This window comes from Alsobacter sp. R-9 (genome assembly GCF_054612375.1).
Window position 1 is genome coordinate 104,657 of record NZ_JBTSWJ010000003.1, and the last position, 13,572, is coordinate 118,228.

The following is a 13,572-nucleotide window of genomic DNA, read 5'->3' on the forward strand; positions in this document are numbered from 1 at the left end:
TTGAGCCTGGACCATGCTGGATCAGTGTTCCGCCTCGACGGGAGCGGCGCGTCGGCCGTCGCGCTCATACCAGCCTTTCGAGCGGTTCACGATCCAAACGACCGAGAGCATCACCGGCACCTCAATCAGCACGCCGACCACGGTTGCGAGCGCGGCCCCGGAGTGGAAGCCGAACAGGCTTATGGCGGCGGCAACCGCCAACTCGAAGAAGTTGGATGCGCCGATCAGCGCCGAGGGACCAGCAACGCAATGCTGTTCGCCGAAGGCCCGGTTGAGCAAATAGGCCAGCCCCGCGTTGAAATAGACTTGAATCAGGATCGGCACCGCCAACAGGGCAATGACGAGCGGTTGCGCGATGATTTGTTCGCCCTGAAAGCCGAATAGCAGCACCAGCGTCGCCAGCAGGGCGACCAACGACAGCGGCCCGAGCCTCGCCAGCAACGCGGCGAGCGCCGGAGCGACGCCCCTCGCAAGGAGCCGTCGCCGGACGATCTGCGCGACGATCACCGGAATGACGATGTAGAGCACAACCGAGAGGACTAGCGTTCCCCACGGCACGGTGATGGCGGACAGACCAAGCAGCAAGCCGACAATCGGAGCGAAGGCCACCACCATGATGGCGTCGTTGAGTGCAACCTGACTCAACGTGAAATGCGGCTCGCCTTTGGTCAGATTAGACCAGACGAACACCATTGCGGTGCAGGGTGCGGCGGCGAGGATGATGAGGCCGGCGATATAGCTGTCGATCTGCTCGGCCGGCAGATAGGGCCGGAACCACCAGCCGATGAACAGCCAGCCGAGCAGCGCCATCGAAAAGGGCTTGATCGCCCAATTGATGAATAGCGTCACGCCGATTCCGCGCCAGTGCCGGCCGACTTCCCCGAGGGCGGCGAAGTCGATCTTGAGCAGCATGGGAACGACCATGAGCCAGATCAGCACCGCGACCGGCAGATTGACCTTGGCGATTTCCAGCCCGCCGACAGCGTGGAACACGTTGAGGAACCAATGTCCGAGGGCGATGCCGACGACGATGCACAGCGCCACCCAAAGGGTGAGATAGCGTTCAAAGGTGGACATGGATCATCCTCACGCCGTCGCCACGCGGCGACCATGCCCGTCCACCACAGGCTCGCCGTCTTCCTTGAAAAACTCGCCTTGCTGCGGCGGCAGCAGATCGAGCACGTCTTCGGAGGGGCGGCAGAGCTTTACGCCCTTGGGACTGACGACGATTGGCCGGTTGATGAGGATCGGATGCGCCATCATCGCGTCAAGAAGCTGACCGTCGCACAACTGCGGATTATCCAAGCCGAGTTCGGCGTAGGGAGTGCCCTTCTCGCGGAGCAAAGCCCGAACCGAAATCCCCATGCGCCCGATAAGCTGCGTGAGCATGATCCGAGTCGGCGGCGTCTTCAGATACTCGATGATGTGCGGCTCAATGCCTGCGTTACGGATCATCGCCAGCGTGTTGCGAGACGTGCCGCAATCTGGGTTGTGGTAGATAATGATGTCCATGACCGGCCTCATGCCGCGCTGCCGCGCGGCGAGCTTGCGCCTTCGGATTGGCCGATTTCGACAAGGCGGGCTCGCAGCGTCGATTTGTCGAGGCTGGAGACGGGAAGCGCGGCAAAGACCGCGATACGATTCCGCAAATAGCGAAACGCGGTCACGAACGCCGTTTGTCGGGCAATCTCGGGGCCTTCTACAGTGGCGGGGTCTTCGATCCCCCAATGCGCTGTCATCGGCTGACCGGGCCAGACCGGACAGGCTTCACCGGCCGCGTTGTCGCAAACCGTGAACACGAAATCCATGACCGGAGCGTCAGCCCCGGCAAACTCATCCCAAGCCTTCGAGCGCAGGCCATCGGTCGGATAGTCAAAATTTTTGAGGGTCGCGATGGCGAGCGGGTTGACCGTCCCCTTGGGCTGGCTTCCGGCCGAGTAGGCGCGGAAGCGGCCCCCGCCATCCTTGTTCAGGATGCTTTCGGCCAGGATCGAGCGGGCCGAATTGCCGGTGCAGAGAAACAGGACGTTGAAGATGCGTTCGGGCGTAGTGTTATCAGACATGGGCTTTGTCCGTGGCAGGTTCACAGCAGGCGATAAGTTTGCTCGCGACCGGGCTGCACACTTCGGGATGACCTTGGCAGCAGTCGCGCATGAGAAATTCGAGCAGGCCGGACAGCGCCGGATAGGAGGCGCTGTAGATGATCGAGCGTCCGTCGCGGCGCGACTCGACAAGGCCGGATTGTTCAAGGTGGCTCAAGTGGAAGGACATGCGCGACGAGGACGCGCTATCCATCGCTTCCCCGATGGCCCCGGCCGGCATCCCATCCGGCCCGGCCGTGACCAGCAGGCGCACGATACGCAGGCGGGTTTCCTGCGAGAGCGCCGCGAAGGCGGAGAGGGCTTGCTTTTCGTTCATTAATATCTCAACATCTCAAGAATCGTTGAAATATGGATACACGGACATGAACGTTCACGCCAGCCCCCTAAAGACGGATTTTCAGGATGACGCTTCGCTCGGGGCGATCCTCGACGTTCTGGAAGCCCATGCCGACAAGGCTCTTGTCCTCACCTATGGCGACGGACGGCAGGTGCAGGCCGGCTATCACGTCACCGAGGTTAAAGCCGGTTCATTCGTCACGCTCGATTGCGGCGGCAATCCCGATGCGTGGCGGGAAACCGTCTTGCAGGTCGAGGACATTCCTCTGACCAAGGGCAACGCGCCCATGACCGTCACCAAGTTCCGGTCGATTCTCGGCAAGGTCGGCAGCAGAGTGCAACTCGACGCGAATGCGCGGCTGACCTGGGAAGTGAGCCGACCCGGCGATCCGATGCAAGTTTATGATGTGGCGGGCATCGAAATCGAGAGCGAACGGGCAGTTGTGCGCCTCAGCCCGCGCCCCGCGATTTGCAAGCCCAGGCATCGCGCGCAGCAGACGGGAGCGCCGGCCTGTTGCGGGTAGGTTATTGCAGCAACGATCAGCGCCCGGCTGCCACCGCCTGTTCCAGGATTCGGCGATAGCCCGCGCGTGAAAGCCATTCGGCGCGCGCGAGGTGGCTTTCCCAACATCGGCGCGTCAGCGTTTCGTCGCCGACCGGATCGCGATGCAGCACGATTCGCGCGGCTTCCTTCCAGTCCGCGCCGTCCGCCTTCGCGTCGAGAAGGCGCAAATAAGTGACGTAGTGCTGTTCGTCGTAAGGCGTAATGTCGTTTCCCGCTGGCGCTTCGTCGTCCACATCGGGATCGAGTTCGACAGGCTTTCGCATGTCTGTTCCCCGTATCCGAGAGGGTTTGTCTGCGGTGCGCCCCCGCAAACGGTGCTCTCTGACTCTGGTGATCGGGGAGTTAGTAACCGCATGACACGGCCCCACGGCCTTTAGTTCGGAGAACCTGTTGCATACGCCGCAGGCTCCCCGACCATAGGTCGAAGAGTGGTGCCAATTCGGCGACACCTTCCTAGTCATGAGGGGTTACTACGCCCCAGAGCGGCGCGTCCGCTCCACTTTCATGTCTAGCCGAACCGCGCCCGGATGTCTTTCCCTATTCGGCGCGACAGGCAATGACGCGCTGAAATCCATCATCTTTTCAGCTTGCCGGCGCGTCCCAAGGGGTGCCGCCAGCGCATAGGCGCAAATGCGGCACGCTACGCGCCGCCGATCCCCCGCCAAGGTTCGCCACAGCCCGCCGAAGTTTGCGGCGGCCACATCAACGAACCCAAGGTGATCTTATGGCCATCCGCCGCAATGCGGAGCTGCCGCCGCGCCTGTTGCGCACACAGGAAGCCGCGCGCTTTCTCGGCATCTCCATCCGCACGCTTGAAAAACATCGCACCTACGGCACCGGCCCGACCTATCGCAAGATCGGCGGCCGTGTCCTTTACACCGTTCGCGACCTTGAAGCCTGGAGCGCGGTCGGCACCCGCAAATCCACGCGCGACAAGAACGCCGGCACGGTCTTTCCCGCTCGCCCGCTCACGCCCGACGAGCGGGGCAAGCTCTGAATGCCGCGCGACGATCATAGACCCACGCGGCCGACCGACATCAGCGAACGCAGCCGGCTCGACCCCTTCATAGTCGCTACGGGCGACGCCGCGCCGCGTGACCAGCGCGATTTGATGGAGCGGCCTTTCTTCTCGCTGGCGAAGACACCGCGCACCAAGCCGATTCTCTACAAGGCTGCCGATGTCGAGGTGCAGGTGCTCGCCATGCCCGAACACGGCATGGCGACCATATGGGACGCCGATGTGCTGATATGGGCGGCCTCGCAGATCGTCGCGGCCGAGAATAGCGGCCTTCGCACGTCGCGCTTCTTCCGCTTCACGCCTTACCATCTGTTGCGCGCCATCGGGCGGCCGACCGGCAATCATCAATATCTATTGCTGAAAGCCGCGCTCGCGCGCCTGCAATCGACCGTCATCGCCACAACGATCCGCAACGGCCCGCATTGGCGTCGCCGGCAATTCTCCTGGGTGAATGAATGGGAGGAAATGACGACGCGCGCCGGCCGCGTCGAGGGCATGGAGTTCGTCCTACCAGAATGGTTCTACAACAGCGTCATTGACCGTTCGCTAGTTCTCACCATCGACCCGGCCTATTTCCGGCTCACAGGTGGTATCGAGCGTTGGCTTTACCGTGTCGCGCGCAAGCACGCCGGCCACCAGCGCCACGGCTGGACGTTCGAGGTTTCGCACCTTCACGCGAAGTCCGGCAGCCTCGCGCGGCCGTCAGACTTCGCGCTCGACATCCGCCGCATCGCCGAGCGCCAGCGGCTCCCCGGCTATCGGCTCCAGATCGAGCGGGAGAACGGCCGCGAGCTGCTGCTTATGCGGCCGGCAAAAGCATCCACAGTGCCTGTTGAAAACCGTGTGGACGCCATCGGCACATCAGGCGCACGCACTATCGGCACATCAGGCGCAAACCGCGCGCCGGACTCTATAGAAGAATCTAACAGAGAATCTAACTCTTGTTGTTTGGCGCGCGCGCAAGCGCGCCGTGGTGCCGGTGCCACGCCGAAGGGCGAGCCATGACACGCGCCCCCGGCATGGCGCTCGCGCGCAATCCCCATCCCATCCCCGGAGACGAACAATGACCCGCAGCGCGCATCGCGGCGCACACGGCCGTCCGCTGCCGGACGGGCCTGCGCCCTTCACGACGCTGGTTGAACTGACCTTCGACAAACGCAAGGTCGAGCACTGGATACGCTTCGGCCGTAAGAGCTACGAACAGATACTCGACCGTCGCCGCAGCGTCGTCGGCTTCGCGCCGGAGAGCACATTCGCCTTCGTCCGCTGGGCTGCCGGCGAGCATGGCACGATCATTTCCCGCATCGACATCGTGCGCGCCATCGGCCGGGGCGAGCCGTTTCAGACATTGCCCTTCGTGCGGCCGGGGGGCGACATCATGCTACGCCTCGACGGTTGGCCGAAGGTGCAGCGCGCGCTTGCCGTCATCGACGCCGTGGAGGCGCTGGGCCTCGACCCGGCCGACGTGTCCCCGGACTACTGGCGGCACGCGCACAACCGCCTGTCCGCGAATCTGGAGCCGAGCGCCTACACGCCGGAACGTCATGCCGCGTGGATCGGGCGGCGTAGGATCGGCCCATGACGCGCGCCGGCCTCCTTATCGCAACGGCGCTCGCGGCTGTCGGCGTCGGCTATCCCGGCCTCACGCCGATGCCGATCAAACTCATCTGGAACGCATCGGCCAGCGCGCCAATCGGCTTCTACACAATCGACTTCGACGGCCCGTTCGAGGTGACTGATCTTGTCGCCGCTGATGCACCCGAACCGCTCGCGACCTTTCTTAGCGAGCGCGGCTATCTGCCGAAGGGCGTGCCTCTGTTGAAGCGCGTGCGCGCCGTTTCCGGCCAGACCGTTTGCAGGATCGGCCACGTCATCACCGTCGATGGCATCATTGCCGGTGCCGCGCTCGAACGCGACCGGATCGGCCGTGCGCTACCCGTCTGGCAGGGCTGCCAGCGCATCCATACCGGCGAAATCTTCCTCATGAACTGGCAAGTCCGCGACAGCCTGGACGGCCGGTATTTCGGGTTGATTTCCACGGACCAGATCATCGGCCGAGCGGTGCCGCTCTGGACCGACGAGGACGGCGACGGCCGCTTCCAATGGCGCGCGCCGACGCACTGACTTCGCATTTCCCCCCACCAACCAGAAGGAGACTGACAATGCCTGCCAATATCTTTGAACCTACCGCCAACGGTTACGCCGGCCGCGTCCGGCTGTTCGGAATCGACGAGGCAATCGTGCTCGTCGCCATCGAGCCGAGCGACGCCGACAACGCGCCGGCCTACCGCATCCACCTCGACGACGAGGACGGCCCCGAAATCGGCGGCGGCTGGAAACGTGTCGGCGAACGCGCTGGCGACTACATCGCCCTGGAGATCGACAGCCCGCTTTTCCCCGCGCTATTTCGTCCGGCACTGTTCCAGGCCGACGACGAGGGACGCACCTTTCGGCTGGCGTGGAAACGGCCAAAGGCGCGCGAGGATCGGAACTGATCGGTGCGGTTTCCGATCATCCCTTTGTTCGCGGGAACGCACTCGCATCCCTTCGTCCCGCTCGGCGACAAGACGGCCGGCGCGCGCAGCGAAGGTCAGGGGCGGCCATCGGCCGGCGCTTTGCGCGCACCCTTGACCGTAGCGAGCACGCTGGCAGGCTGGCGTCATAGCGGCGATGGGGCGGCATGGCGCTGTGCCGTCCTGTTGCTCGCCGGGGCGCTTTCCGTCTGCGCCGGGCCGGGCGTCGCGGTCGCGCAATCCGCGCCGGTCGCGCGTCCTGCCCCCGATCCTTATGCCGCTCACATCGCCGAGGCGTCGCAGCGGTTCGGCATCCCCGAACCCTGGATTCGCGCCGTGCTGCGCGCCGAGAGCGCGGGCGACATGCGCGCGATTTCATCGGCCGGGGCGATGGGATTGATGCAGATCATGCCCGACACCTGGGCGGCCCTGCGCGTCCGCTACCAGCTCGGTCGCAATCCCTATGACCCGCGCGACAGCATCATGGCGGGCGCGGCGTATCTGCGCGAAATGTGGGACCGCTACGGCAATGTCGTAGCCATGCTCGCGGCCTACAATGCCGGTCCCGGTCGCTATGACGATCATCGTTCGACCGGCCATCCGCTGCCGGCCGAGACGCGCGCCTATGTCGCCGCGCTCGCGCCGATCCTGGGCGGCACGGCGACATCCGAAGCACCGTTAGCACCACCGCCGCCGCCGCCCGACTGGCGCGACGCTCCGCTCTTTATCGTGCGGCCGACCGACAGCCGGGCGACGGTCGCGCCGTCATCCGATGCGCAATCCGGCGATCTGTTTGCGTCCGTTTCGGAGCGGGACCGTCGATGAAAATCGCCTACGCGGACCCGCCCTATATCGGCTGCGCGCATCTCTACCGCGACCATCCCGACTATGCCGGCGAGGTCGATCATGCACGCCTGATAGAGCGGCTGGAGCGCGACTATGACGGCTGGATTTTGCACGCCGCCGCGACGCCGCGCTCCGTCGCGACGCTCGCGCCTTTGGTCGAGCGGACGGGCGCGCGGTGGATGGCCTGGGTGAAGGGATTTGCCGCGTTCAAGCGCAATATCCCCGTCGCCTTTGCGTGGGAGCCGGTCATCGTGAAGGCCGCGCGAAAGCCAGTCGTCAGCAAGCGGCTAGTGATGCGGGACTGGATTCAGGAGAGCATCACGCTTCGCCGTGGCCTCACTGGCGCGAAGCCCGAAGCGGTCTGCCATTGGGCGTTCGAGATGGTCGCCGCGCGCCCCGAAGACACGCTCGACGACCTGTTTCCCGGCAGCGGCGCGGTCGCGGAAGCATGGCGCACATGGCGTCTCAAATTCGCATTGCCGGACGAGCCAGCAGCGCGGGTCGCGGCATCCATCGGTGTTCGGAATCAGGCAGCGGATGGAGCAGAACCGTGAAGGCAGGAAGCGGAGAAAGGGCCGAAGGAGCGGAGGGCAAGATTAAAGAAGCCGGCACCATGTCGGGCCGCTTCTGGAAATTGTTGTTGTCTGCACACTGTTTAGGGGAGCCGCGAGCGGCACCGTGTTTTTGGACCCCGCGAGCCGTGATCTTGTGCAAAGCCTTGGCTTTGCTGGGTTTCGACCGGCACCATGACCGCCGAACGCCCGATTTTCTTGGGTTTAGGCCGGAGGCGCTGGCATGAGCGCCGACGACGAAAACCGCTTCCGGCCGAAGCCCGGTCGCATCCGATCCGATGCGCCACGCGCGGGCAAGACAAGGAGCTTCTTCACCCAGGCGAAGAAGATCGCCCGGCAGCAGCGAGCGGCCGTTTCCCATGCGCCCGCCGCGCCATCGTCTTCCCGGTCAACAGCGTCGCGCGGCTCCCGCGCCATCATCGCCAGCGGTAAGGGCGTGAAGCGCGGCCGGGGCGCGAGCTTCGTCCGCGCCCGCAACATATCCGGCAACTGGCATCACCGGCAGCCCGGCAGCCGGCGCGTCATGGTCAAGCAACGCAGCGTTCGGGCCGCGTGGAAGGACGGTCGCGCCCGCGCGCATCTTCGCTACATCCAGCGCGACGGCACATCGCGCGATGGCGAGCGCGGCCAGCTCTATTCGGCGCGTGAGGACCGCGCCGATGGCGACGCCTTCCTTGATCGCGGCAAGGAGGATCGCCACCAATTCAGATTCATCGTCTCGCCGGAGGATGGCGCGGACCTGTCCGACCTTACGACCTATACCCGCGACTTCATGCGCCAGGTGGAGGCCGACCTTGGCACGAAACTCGATTGGGTTGCGGTCAATCACTACAACACCGGGCATCCCCATGTGCATATCGTCGTCAACGGCCGCGATGACACAGGCGCGGATTTGGTCATCAACGGCGATTATCTCTCTGCCGGGCTGCGCGAGCGGGCGAGCGAGCTTGCGAGCCTCGAACTTGGCCCCGTCACCGAGATCGAGCAGGCTCACAAACTGTCGGCCGAGATCGACCAGGACCGTTTCACCCGCATCGACCGGGCTATGGTCGAGGAAGCCGACGACAGGTTCCTCGACCTTCGCCAAGAGCCGGCCGCGCCGCGCCGCCAGTTCAATCGCGCGCTGCGCCTGCGCCGTCTTGCCAAGCTGGACAAGATGGGGCTGGCGACCGAGCACGCGCCGGGCGTTTGGGAGTTGAGCGAGCGCATGGAGCCGACCTTGCGCGAGATGGGCGAGCGCGGCGACATCATCCGCAACATGCACAAGGCGCTAAGGGCCGATGGCTTGGAGCGCGACCCGCTCACCTTCCAAATCCATGACGGGCCGCCCGAAAAGCCCCTCGTCGGCCGCGTCGTCGATAAGTATCTATCCGACGAGTTGGGCGAGAACCTGACCGTTGTGGTGGACGGGATCGACGGCCGGACCCACCATGTAGCCGGCATCGACCCGGCGCGCGTTGAAGATGCGCGGATCGGCAGCATCGTCGAGATCGGCCCGGCCGACACCGCGCAGCGGCCATCCGACCGAAGCATTGCCGCCATCGCCGAGGATGGCGTCTATCGACCGAGCCGCCATCTGGAGCGGGCGAAGTTCGAGGGCCGCGTTCCGGGCGGCGATTATGAGGGCTATGTCGATGCTCATGTGCGCCGGCTGGAGGCGTTGCGCCGCGCCGGGATCGTCGAGCGGATCGACGCCGACCAATGGCGCATCCCCGAGGACTTCGAGAGTCGCGCCGCCGCCTACGATGCCGGCCGCAACCGGCAGGCCAGCGTTCGCGTCCTGTCGGTGCTCGATCTTGAAAAGCAGATCGGCGCGGACGGCGCGACGTGGCTCGACCGCCGATTGGTAGTGCCTGACGCATCCGACCTTGCTTCGGCCGGCTTCGGCCAGCAGGTGCGCGAGGCGATGGACCAGCGCCGCGAGCATCACATCGAACAGGGCGACGCTACACGTCGGCAGGACGGCCGCGTGTTCTATCGGCGCAATCTTCTCGCGACATTACGCGAGCGCGAGGTCGCCAGCGTCGGAGCGGAGATCGCCGCGAACAAGGCGCTGCCGTTCCGCGCCGCCGCCGATGGCGAAACCGTCAGCGGCAAGTTCACCGGGACCGTGCAGCTAACTAGCGGCAAGTTCGCCATCGTGGAACAGGCGCACGAGTTCACTCTCGTCCCATGGCGGCCAGTCATCGACCGGCAGCTTGGCCGCGAGGTCGTAGGCGTCATGCAAGATGGGTCGGTGTCGTGGCATCTCGGAAGAGCGCGTGAGATGGGGCTCTAAATGTCGGTGTGCAATTTCTCGCTGACGCTGAACAGATCGCAAAACGTCTAAAGAGGTTGCGGCGTTTGCCGGCTTGGTTAATCACCCGCAATCTCATTCAGCCAATCGTCGCTCCGCAATGGAATGTGATGCTTTTAGGTGAGAATGCCTGCACCTGATCTATCGGCAATGGTGGCGCTAACCTTGTGAGCATATCGCTTTAAGTGCGGACAACGTGTGTCTGAGACCCGTATCCACACGCTTGTCACGACGAACCACGACAGCAAGCTGACGAGAGAGCTGTGGAGAGAGGGAGCGAATGGCCAAACTCTGCCGGGCTTGTTCATTGCGTAGAGCCATGCTCGGAAGAATGGCGCAGCCAAGTCCCACACGAACAATCTCCTTGATAGCTTCCACGCTCCCAAGTGACATAGCAGGTTTTAATGATACCCCACCACGCAGGAACCAATTATCCGCAATGCGCCGTGTATTGCTATTTGGCTCGTAGAGGATGACTGCCTTCGCCGAAAGAACGCTAGGCGTAATGCGGAGCGGAAGCACCATGTCTGTCGGTGCAATCAGCACGAACTCGTCTTCGATGACAGGCATGATCTCGAACATTCGCCCTGACAGCGGCAAAGTAACGAGCGCAACGTCGATCGTATTCTCTTCCAACGATTTGGCGATATCCGCTGTGTTGCCTGTGACAACGGTGATTTCAAGCGCGGGATATTTTTTTCGCAGTTTTCCGAGAATCGACGGCAACAGGAAGATACAGGCGGTTGCGCCGGTGCCGATACGCACACGACCTGCAACGCCCTTGGTTCGGCTGCCGACCGCCTCCAGGGCGGCGGCGACGGCATCCTGAATCTGACCGGCATGGCTGAGCAACTCGACGCCGGCGGCTGTCGGCCTCGCCTTCCGCCCGACGCGTTCGATGAGCCCCGCTCCGAGCGTTCTTTCAAGTTGGCGAATCTGCAGGCTGACGGCGGGCTGCGTAAGCTGCAGGCGCTCCGCCGCCGCCGAGAAGCTGCCGTGCTCGACGACGATGACGAAGGTTTGCAGGTAGTCGAGGTTGAGACTTCTCATCAAAGCATCTCTTATGCTTCGTATAATTCCTAAAATCTTCTTTTATATAGCCCGATCTGGCATGGTCAAGCAACGGCGGCCATAGGGGCCGCCGCTTAAGGTCGGCGACAGACGTTGTGGCGAGTCAAAACGTTTTGCGGTTTCTGGATCGAGCTGGGGCGATATCTCGCCTGCTCGTCACGGTCGCGAATCCGGCAGTTGCAGCAGTTGCGAGAGCTCGACGACCACCTGCTTGCGGACATCGGCCTCTCGCGACGGGAAGCGCGGCGGGGACGCCGCGATCCAGACGACTAAAGCCCGCGGCCTGCGCAGAACGACGTGAAAAGGAAACTCAGATGAGTCGTTGGGGGCGAGGAAAGTGCCGATGAATAATGCTGTGATCGTCCGGGATGCAAACGAGGCCGATATGACAGCGATCCAGGCCATCTATCAGCATTATGTGCTGAATGGCCTGGCGACCTTTGAGGAGATTCCGCCCTCGGCTGAAGAGATGGTGTCGCGGCGTGCCTCGGTGGTTGACGCCGGTCTGCCGTATCTGGTCGCGGAAGCCGACGGACGGATTGTCGGCTATTCCTACGCAACCTCCTACCGGCCGCGTCCGGCCTACCGCCACACGATCGAGGATTCGGTCTACGTCGCGGATGGGCTGGGCGGCCGTGGCATTGGCGCGGCCCTGCTTCAGGCGCTGATCGTGCGCTGCGAGGCTGGTCCATGGCGGCAGATGCTGGCCGTGATCGGCAACAGCGGGAATGCCGGATCGATCGCGCTTCATCAAAGACTGGGCTTCCAGCATGTCGGCACGCTTCGCTCGGTCGGCTTCAAGCTCGGCCAGTGGGTCGATACGGTCCTGATGCAGCGCGCGCTTGGGCCGGGAGATACGGCGCTTCCCTTGACGGTCCGGCAAGAGCGAACGAGGTGATCGCGCGCCGGACCGTCGTTGCGCTCGGGTTCAGCCAGCTCATCTCGTGGGGCATCACCTATTATCTGATCGGCGGTTTCGGCGAAGAGATCGCGTCGGACCTCGGCTGGACCCGTGATATCGTCTATGGCGGGTTCTCCGCCGCATTGCTGGTGATGGGGCTGACGTCGCCCGTCGCTGGCCGTTGGGTGGATCGCCATGGCGGCCGCAGAATCATGAACGTCGGCGCGGTCATGAACGCCGTGGGCTGCTTTGGGCTTGCGTGCTCGCACACCGTCGCGATGTATTTTGCTTCCTGGATCGTTCTCGGACTCGGCATGCGTCTGACACTCTACGACGCGGCCTTCGCCGCCCTGGCGCGTATCGGCGGGCCGGAGGCGCGCGGCCCGATATCTCAGATCACGCTGCTGGGCGGATTGGCGTCTTCTGTCTTCTGGCCCTTCGGGCATCTGCTATCCACGCAGTTCGGCTGGCGCGGCGCACTGGTCGGATACGCCGTGCTGGCGATCGCGACGATCCCGCTGCATCTTCTCATTCCGAACGCGAGCTATGACCACTCGCCGGATCGCGTGTCAGCCGCAGCGAGCGTCCCCCTCGCGGTAGCGCGTCGCGATATCTTCGTCGCCGGCACTCTCTATGCGGTGATCACGACGGGGGCGAACTGCCTCAACGCGGGCATGTCCGCACACATGATCCCTGTGTTGATCGGTTTAGGAATCGGCGCGCCGGTGGCCGTGTGGATCGCGACGTTGCGCGGCATCGGACAATCAGCGGCGCGGCTTTGCGAAATATTGTTCGGACGTCGGGTCGATCCGGTCGCTCTTAATCTGCTGGCGTGTGTCATCATGCCAATTTCCTTTGTTCTTGGCTTGTTTAGCGGAAGCTCTGTGGCGATTGGCCTCGGATTCGCGTTTCTATATGGGGCCTGTAACGGCATCCTGACGATCACGCGAGGCACACTTCCACTCGTGTTGTTTGATCATCGCAGCTACGGGCGGCTCGTTGGCGTTCTCATTATCCCGAGTTTCATCCTGTCGGCGGCAGCCCCGCTCATCTACGCCATGTTCATGAGTTGGTTTGGTGATGTCGGTGCGCTTTACGTATCAACAGGCATTGCGCTGATCGCGCTCTTCGCGGCATTGCTCTTGAAATGTCTGTTTCCACCTTCATCCTCGAACGGTTCTGCCGATATGAAAGGCAATTAAATCGAGATACCGTCGGGGTGCTAAGCGTTTCGTTGCATCGCCTGATGACCTGTGTGTGCGTTCTAACGAAAGCATCGCTTATTGAGGTCATAAGACTGAGTCCCTTTCAGTATTTCTATATGATCTTATAGTGGGTTCATTATCGTGTAT

At 63.3% G+C, this 13,572-nt stretch carries 18 protein-coding genes and 1 pseudogene; 13 read left to right on the forward strand and 6 right to left on the reverse strand.

Annotated features, from left to right (window positions below):
• Nucleotides 1-21 precede the first annotated feature (21 nt).
• Genes arsB through ACX9GQ_RS05955 form a run of 4 tightly spaced genes read right to left on the reverse strand, consistent with a single transcriptional unit; the run spans nt 22 to nt 2,418 of the window.
• Nucleotides 22-1,077 carry an ACR3 family arsenite efflux transporter gene (arsB, locus tag ACX9GQ_RS05940; protein WP_459628632.1) on the reverse strand — a complete coding sequence of 352 codons (1,056 nt, stop codon included), beginning with the start codon at nt 1,075-1,077 and terminating at the stop codon, nt 22-24.
• A gap of 9 nt (nt 1,078-1,086) precedes the next feature.
• The gene (arsC, locus tag ACX9GQ_RS05945; RefSeq protein ID WP_459628633.1) at nt 1,087-1,512 is read right to left on the reverse strand and encodes an arsenate reductase (glutaredoxin); all 426 of its coding nucleotides are present in this window, start codon (nt 1,510-1,512) and stop codon (nt 1,087-1,089) included.
• Between the two features lie 8 nt (nt 1,513-1,520).
• On the reverse strand, nt 1,521-2,063 hold the full coding sequence (locus tag ACX9GQ_RS05950; RefSeq protein ID WP_459628634.1) for an arsenate reductase ArsC: 543 nt from the start codon (nt 2,061-2,063) through the stop codon (nt 1,521-1,523).
• Nucleotides 2,056-2,418, reverse strand: coding sequence for an ArsR/SmtB family transcription factor (locus ACX9GQ_RS05955; RefSeq protein WP_459628635.1), 363 nt, complete (start codon nt 2,416-2,418; stop codon nt 2,056-2,058). Before ACX9GQ_RS05955 ends, ACX9GQ_RS05950 begins: the two co-directional genes overlap by 8 nt.
• A gap of 46 nt (nt 2,419-2,464) precedes the next feature.
• On the opposite strand from ACX9GQ_RS05955, the gene ACX9GQ_RS05960 reads away from it, so the two are divergent.
• Complete coding sequence (locus ACX9GQ_RS05960) at nt 2,465-2,962, forward strand: DUF6428 family protein (protein WP_459628636.1); 498 nt, start codon at nt 2,465-2,467, stop codon at nt 2,960-2,962.
• Between the two features lie 16 nt (nt 2,963-2,978).
• Here the strand turns inward: ACX9GQ_RS05960 and ACX9GQ_RS05965 are convergent, their stop codons facing one another.
• Nucleotides 2,979-3,266, reverse strand: coding sequence for a DNA -binding domain-containing protein (locus ACX9GQ_RS05965; protein WP_459628637.1), 288 nt, complete (start codon nt 3,264-3,266; stop codon nt 2,979-2,981).
• A 461-nt stretch (nt 3,267-3,727) separates the two neighbouring features.
• Here ACX9GQ_RS05965 and ACX9GQ_RS05970 point away from each other — a divergent pair, with 461 nt between their 5' ends.
• From ACX9GQ_RS05970 to ACX9GQ_RS06010, 9 genes and pseudogenes are all read left to right on the forward strand, one after another.
• Nucleotides 3,728-4,000: a helix-turn-helix transcriptional regulator gene (locus tag ACX9GQ_RS05970; protein WP_233026536.1), complete on the forward strand. Its 273-nt coding sequence runs from the start codon at nt 3,728-3,730 to the stop codon at nt 3,998-4,000.
• Entirely contained in the window at nt 4,001-5,026 is a 1,026-nt protein-coding gene (locus ACX9GQ_RS05975) for a replication initiator protein A (RefSeq protein ID WP_459628638.1), read from the forward strand. It abuts the gene before it with no gap.
• 58 nt (nt 5,027-5,084) lie between these two features.
• Entirely contained in the window at nt 5,085-5,603 is a 519-nt protein-coding gene (locus ACX9GQ_RS05980) for a DUF2840 domain-containing protein (protein WP_459628639.1), read from the forward strand.
• Nucleotides 5,600-6,145: a S26 family signal peptidase gene (locus tag ACX9GQ_RS05985; protein WP_459628640.1), complete on the forward strand. Its 546-nt coding sequence runs from the start codon at nt 5,600-5,602 to the stop codon at nt 6,143-6,145. Before ACX9GQ_RS05980 ends, ACX9GQ_RS05985 begins: the two co-directional genes overlap by 4 nt.
• On the forward strand, nt 6,124-6,516 hold the full coding sequence (locus tag ACX9GQ_RS05990; RefSeq protein WP_459628641.1) for a DUF736 domain-containing protein: 393 nt from the start codon (nt 6,124-6,126) through the stop codon (nt 6,514-6,516). The genes ACX9GQ_RS05985 and ACX9GQ_RS05990 overlap by 22 nt, the downstream gene beginning before the upstream one ends.
• A 3-nt stretch (nt 6,517-6,519) precedes the next feature.
• On the forward strand, nt 6,520-7,359 hold the full coding sequence (locus ACX9GQ_RS05995) for a lytic transglycosylase domain-containing protein (protein ID WP_459628642.1): 840 nt from the start codon (nt 6,520-6,522) through the stop codon (nt 7,357-7,359).
• Complete coding sequence (locus tag ACX9GQ_RS06000; protein WP_459628643.1) at nt 7,356-7,934, forward strand: hypothetical protein; 579 nt, start codon at nt 7,356-7,358, stop codon at nt 7,932-7,934. Before ACX9GQ_RS05995 ends, ACX9GQ_RS06000 begins: the two co-directional genes overlap by 4 nt.
• 541 nt (nt 7,935-8,475) lie before the next feature.
• A pseudogene (locus tag ACX9GQ_RS06005) lies at nt 8,476-8,820 on the forward strand (relaxase/mobilization nuclease domain-containing protein); the annotation flags it as partial.
• A 177-nt stretch (nt 8,821-8,997) separates the two neighbouring features.
• The gene (locus tag ACX9GQ_RS06010; protein WP_459628980.1) at nt 8,998-10,230 is read left to right on the forward strand and encodes a DUF3363 domain-containing protein; all 1,233 of its coding nucleotides are present in this window, start codon (nt 8,998-9,000) and stop codon (nt 10,228-10,230) included.
• A gap of 177 nt (nt 10,231-10,407) precedes the next feature.
• On the opposite strand, the gene ACX9GQ_RS06015 is transcribed toward ACX9GQ_RS06010, so the two are convergent.
• The gene (locus ACX9GQ_RS06015) at nt 10,408-11,298 is read right to left on the reverse strand and encodes a LysR family transcriptional regulator (RefSeq protein ID WP_459628644.1); all 891 of its coding nucleotides are present in this window, start codon (nt 11,296-11,298) and stop codon (nt 10,408-10,410) included.
• A 153-nt stretch (nt 11,299-11,451) separates the two neighbouring features.
• Between ACX9GQ_RS06015 and ACX9GQ_RS06020 the strand changes: the two genes are divergently transcribed.
• The 3 genes from ACX9GQ_RS06020 (at nt 11,452) to ACX9GQ_RS06030 (ending at nt 13,422) form a co-directional block, all read left to right on the forward strand.
• Nucleotides 11,452-11,592: a DUF1127 domain-containing protein gene (locus tag ACX9GQ_RS06020; RefSeq protein WP_459628981.1), complete on the forward strand. Its 141-nt coding sequence runs from the start codon at nt 11,452-11,454 to the stop codon at nt 11,590-11,592.
• 70 nt (nt 11,593-11,662) lie between these two features.
• Entirely contained in the window at nt 11,663-12,217 is a 555-nt protein-coding gene (locus tag ACX9GQ_RS06025; RefSeq protein WP_459628645.1) for an N-acetyltransferase family protein, read from the forward strand.
• Nucleotides 12,214-13,422, forward strand: a complete 1,209-nt coding sequence (locus ACX9GQ_RS06030; RefSeq protein WP_459628646.1) for an MFS transporter — start codon at nt 12,214-12,216, stop codon at nt 13,420-13,422. The genes ACX9GQ_RS06025 and ACX9GQ_RS06030 overlap by 4 nt, the downstream gene beginning before the upstream one ends.
• The last annotated feature ends 150 nt before the right edge of the window (nt 13,423-13,572 follow it).

Bases quoted from the DNA above. Each gene is read 5' to 3' on its own strand.
- ACX9GQ_RS05950 (WP_459628634.1), bottom strand. From the start codon at position 2,063: ATGTCTGATAACACTACGCCCGAACGCATCTTCAACGTCCTGTTTCTC.
- ACX9GQ_RS06025 (WP_459628645.1), top strand. From the start codon at position 11,663: ATGAATAATGCTGTGATCGTCCGGGATGCAAACGAGGCCGATATGACA.
- ACX9GQ_RS05970 (WP_233026536.1), top strand. From the start codon at position 3,728: ATGGCCATCCGCCGCAATGCGGAGCTGCCGCCGCGCCTGTTGCGCACA.
- arsB (WP_459628632.1), bottom strand. From the start codon at position 1,077: ATGTCCACCTTTGAACGCTATCTCACCCTTTGGGTGGCGCTGTGCATC.
- arsC (WP_459628633.1), bottom strand. From the start codon at position 1,512: ATGGACATCATTATCTACCACAACCCAGATTGCGGCACGTCTCGCAAC.
- ACX9GQ_RS05985 (WP_459628640.1), top strand. From the start codon at position 5,600: ATGACGCGCGCCGGCCTCCTTATCGCAACGGCGCTCGCGGCTGTCGGC.
- ACX9GQ_RS05965 (WP_459628637.1), bottom strand. From the start codon at position 3,266: ATGCGAAAGCCTGTCGAACTCGATCCCGATGTGGACGACGAAGCGCCA.
- ACX9GQ_RS05955 (WP_459628635.1), bottom strand. From the start codon at position 2,418: ATGAACGAAAAGCAAGCCCTCTCCGCCTTCGCGGCGCTCTCGCAGGAA.
- ACX9GQ_RS05980 (WP_459628639.1), top strand. From the start codon at position 5,085: ATGACCCGCAGCGCGCATCGCGGCGCACACGGCCGTCCGCTGCCGGAC.
- ACX9GQ_RS05960 (WP_459628636.1), top strand. From the start codon at position 2,465: ATGAACGTTCACGCCAGCCCCCTAAAGACGGATTTTCAGGATGACGCT.
- ACX9GQ_RS06000 (WP_459628643.1), top strand. From the start codon at position 7,356: ATGAAAATCGCCTACGCGGACCCGCCCTATATCGGCTGCGCGCATCTC.
- ACX9GQ_RS05990 (WP_459628641.1), top strand. From the start codon at position 6,124: ATGGCGCGCGCCGACGCACTGACTTCGCATTTCCCCCCACCAACCAGA.
- ACX9GQ_RS06010 (WP_459628980.1), top strand. From the start codon at position 8,998: ATGGTCGAGGAAGCCGACGACAGGTTCCTCGACCTTCGCCAAGAGCCG.
- ACX9GQ_RS06015 (WP_459628644.1), bottom strand. From the start codon at position 11,298: ATGAGAAGTCTCAACCTCGACTACCTGCAAACCTTCGTCATCGTCGTC.
- ACX9GQ_RS05975 (WP_459628638.1), top strand. From the start codon at position 4,001: ATGCCGCGCGACGATCATAGACCCACGCGGCCGACCGACATCAGCGAA.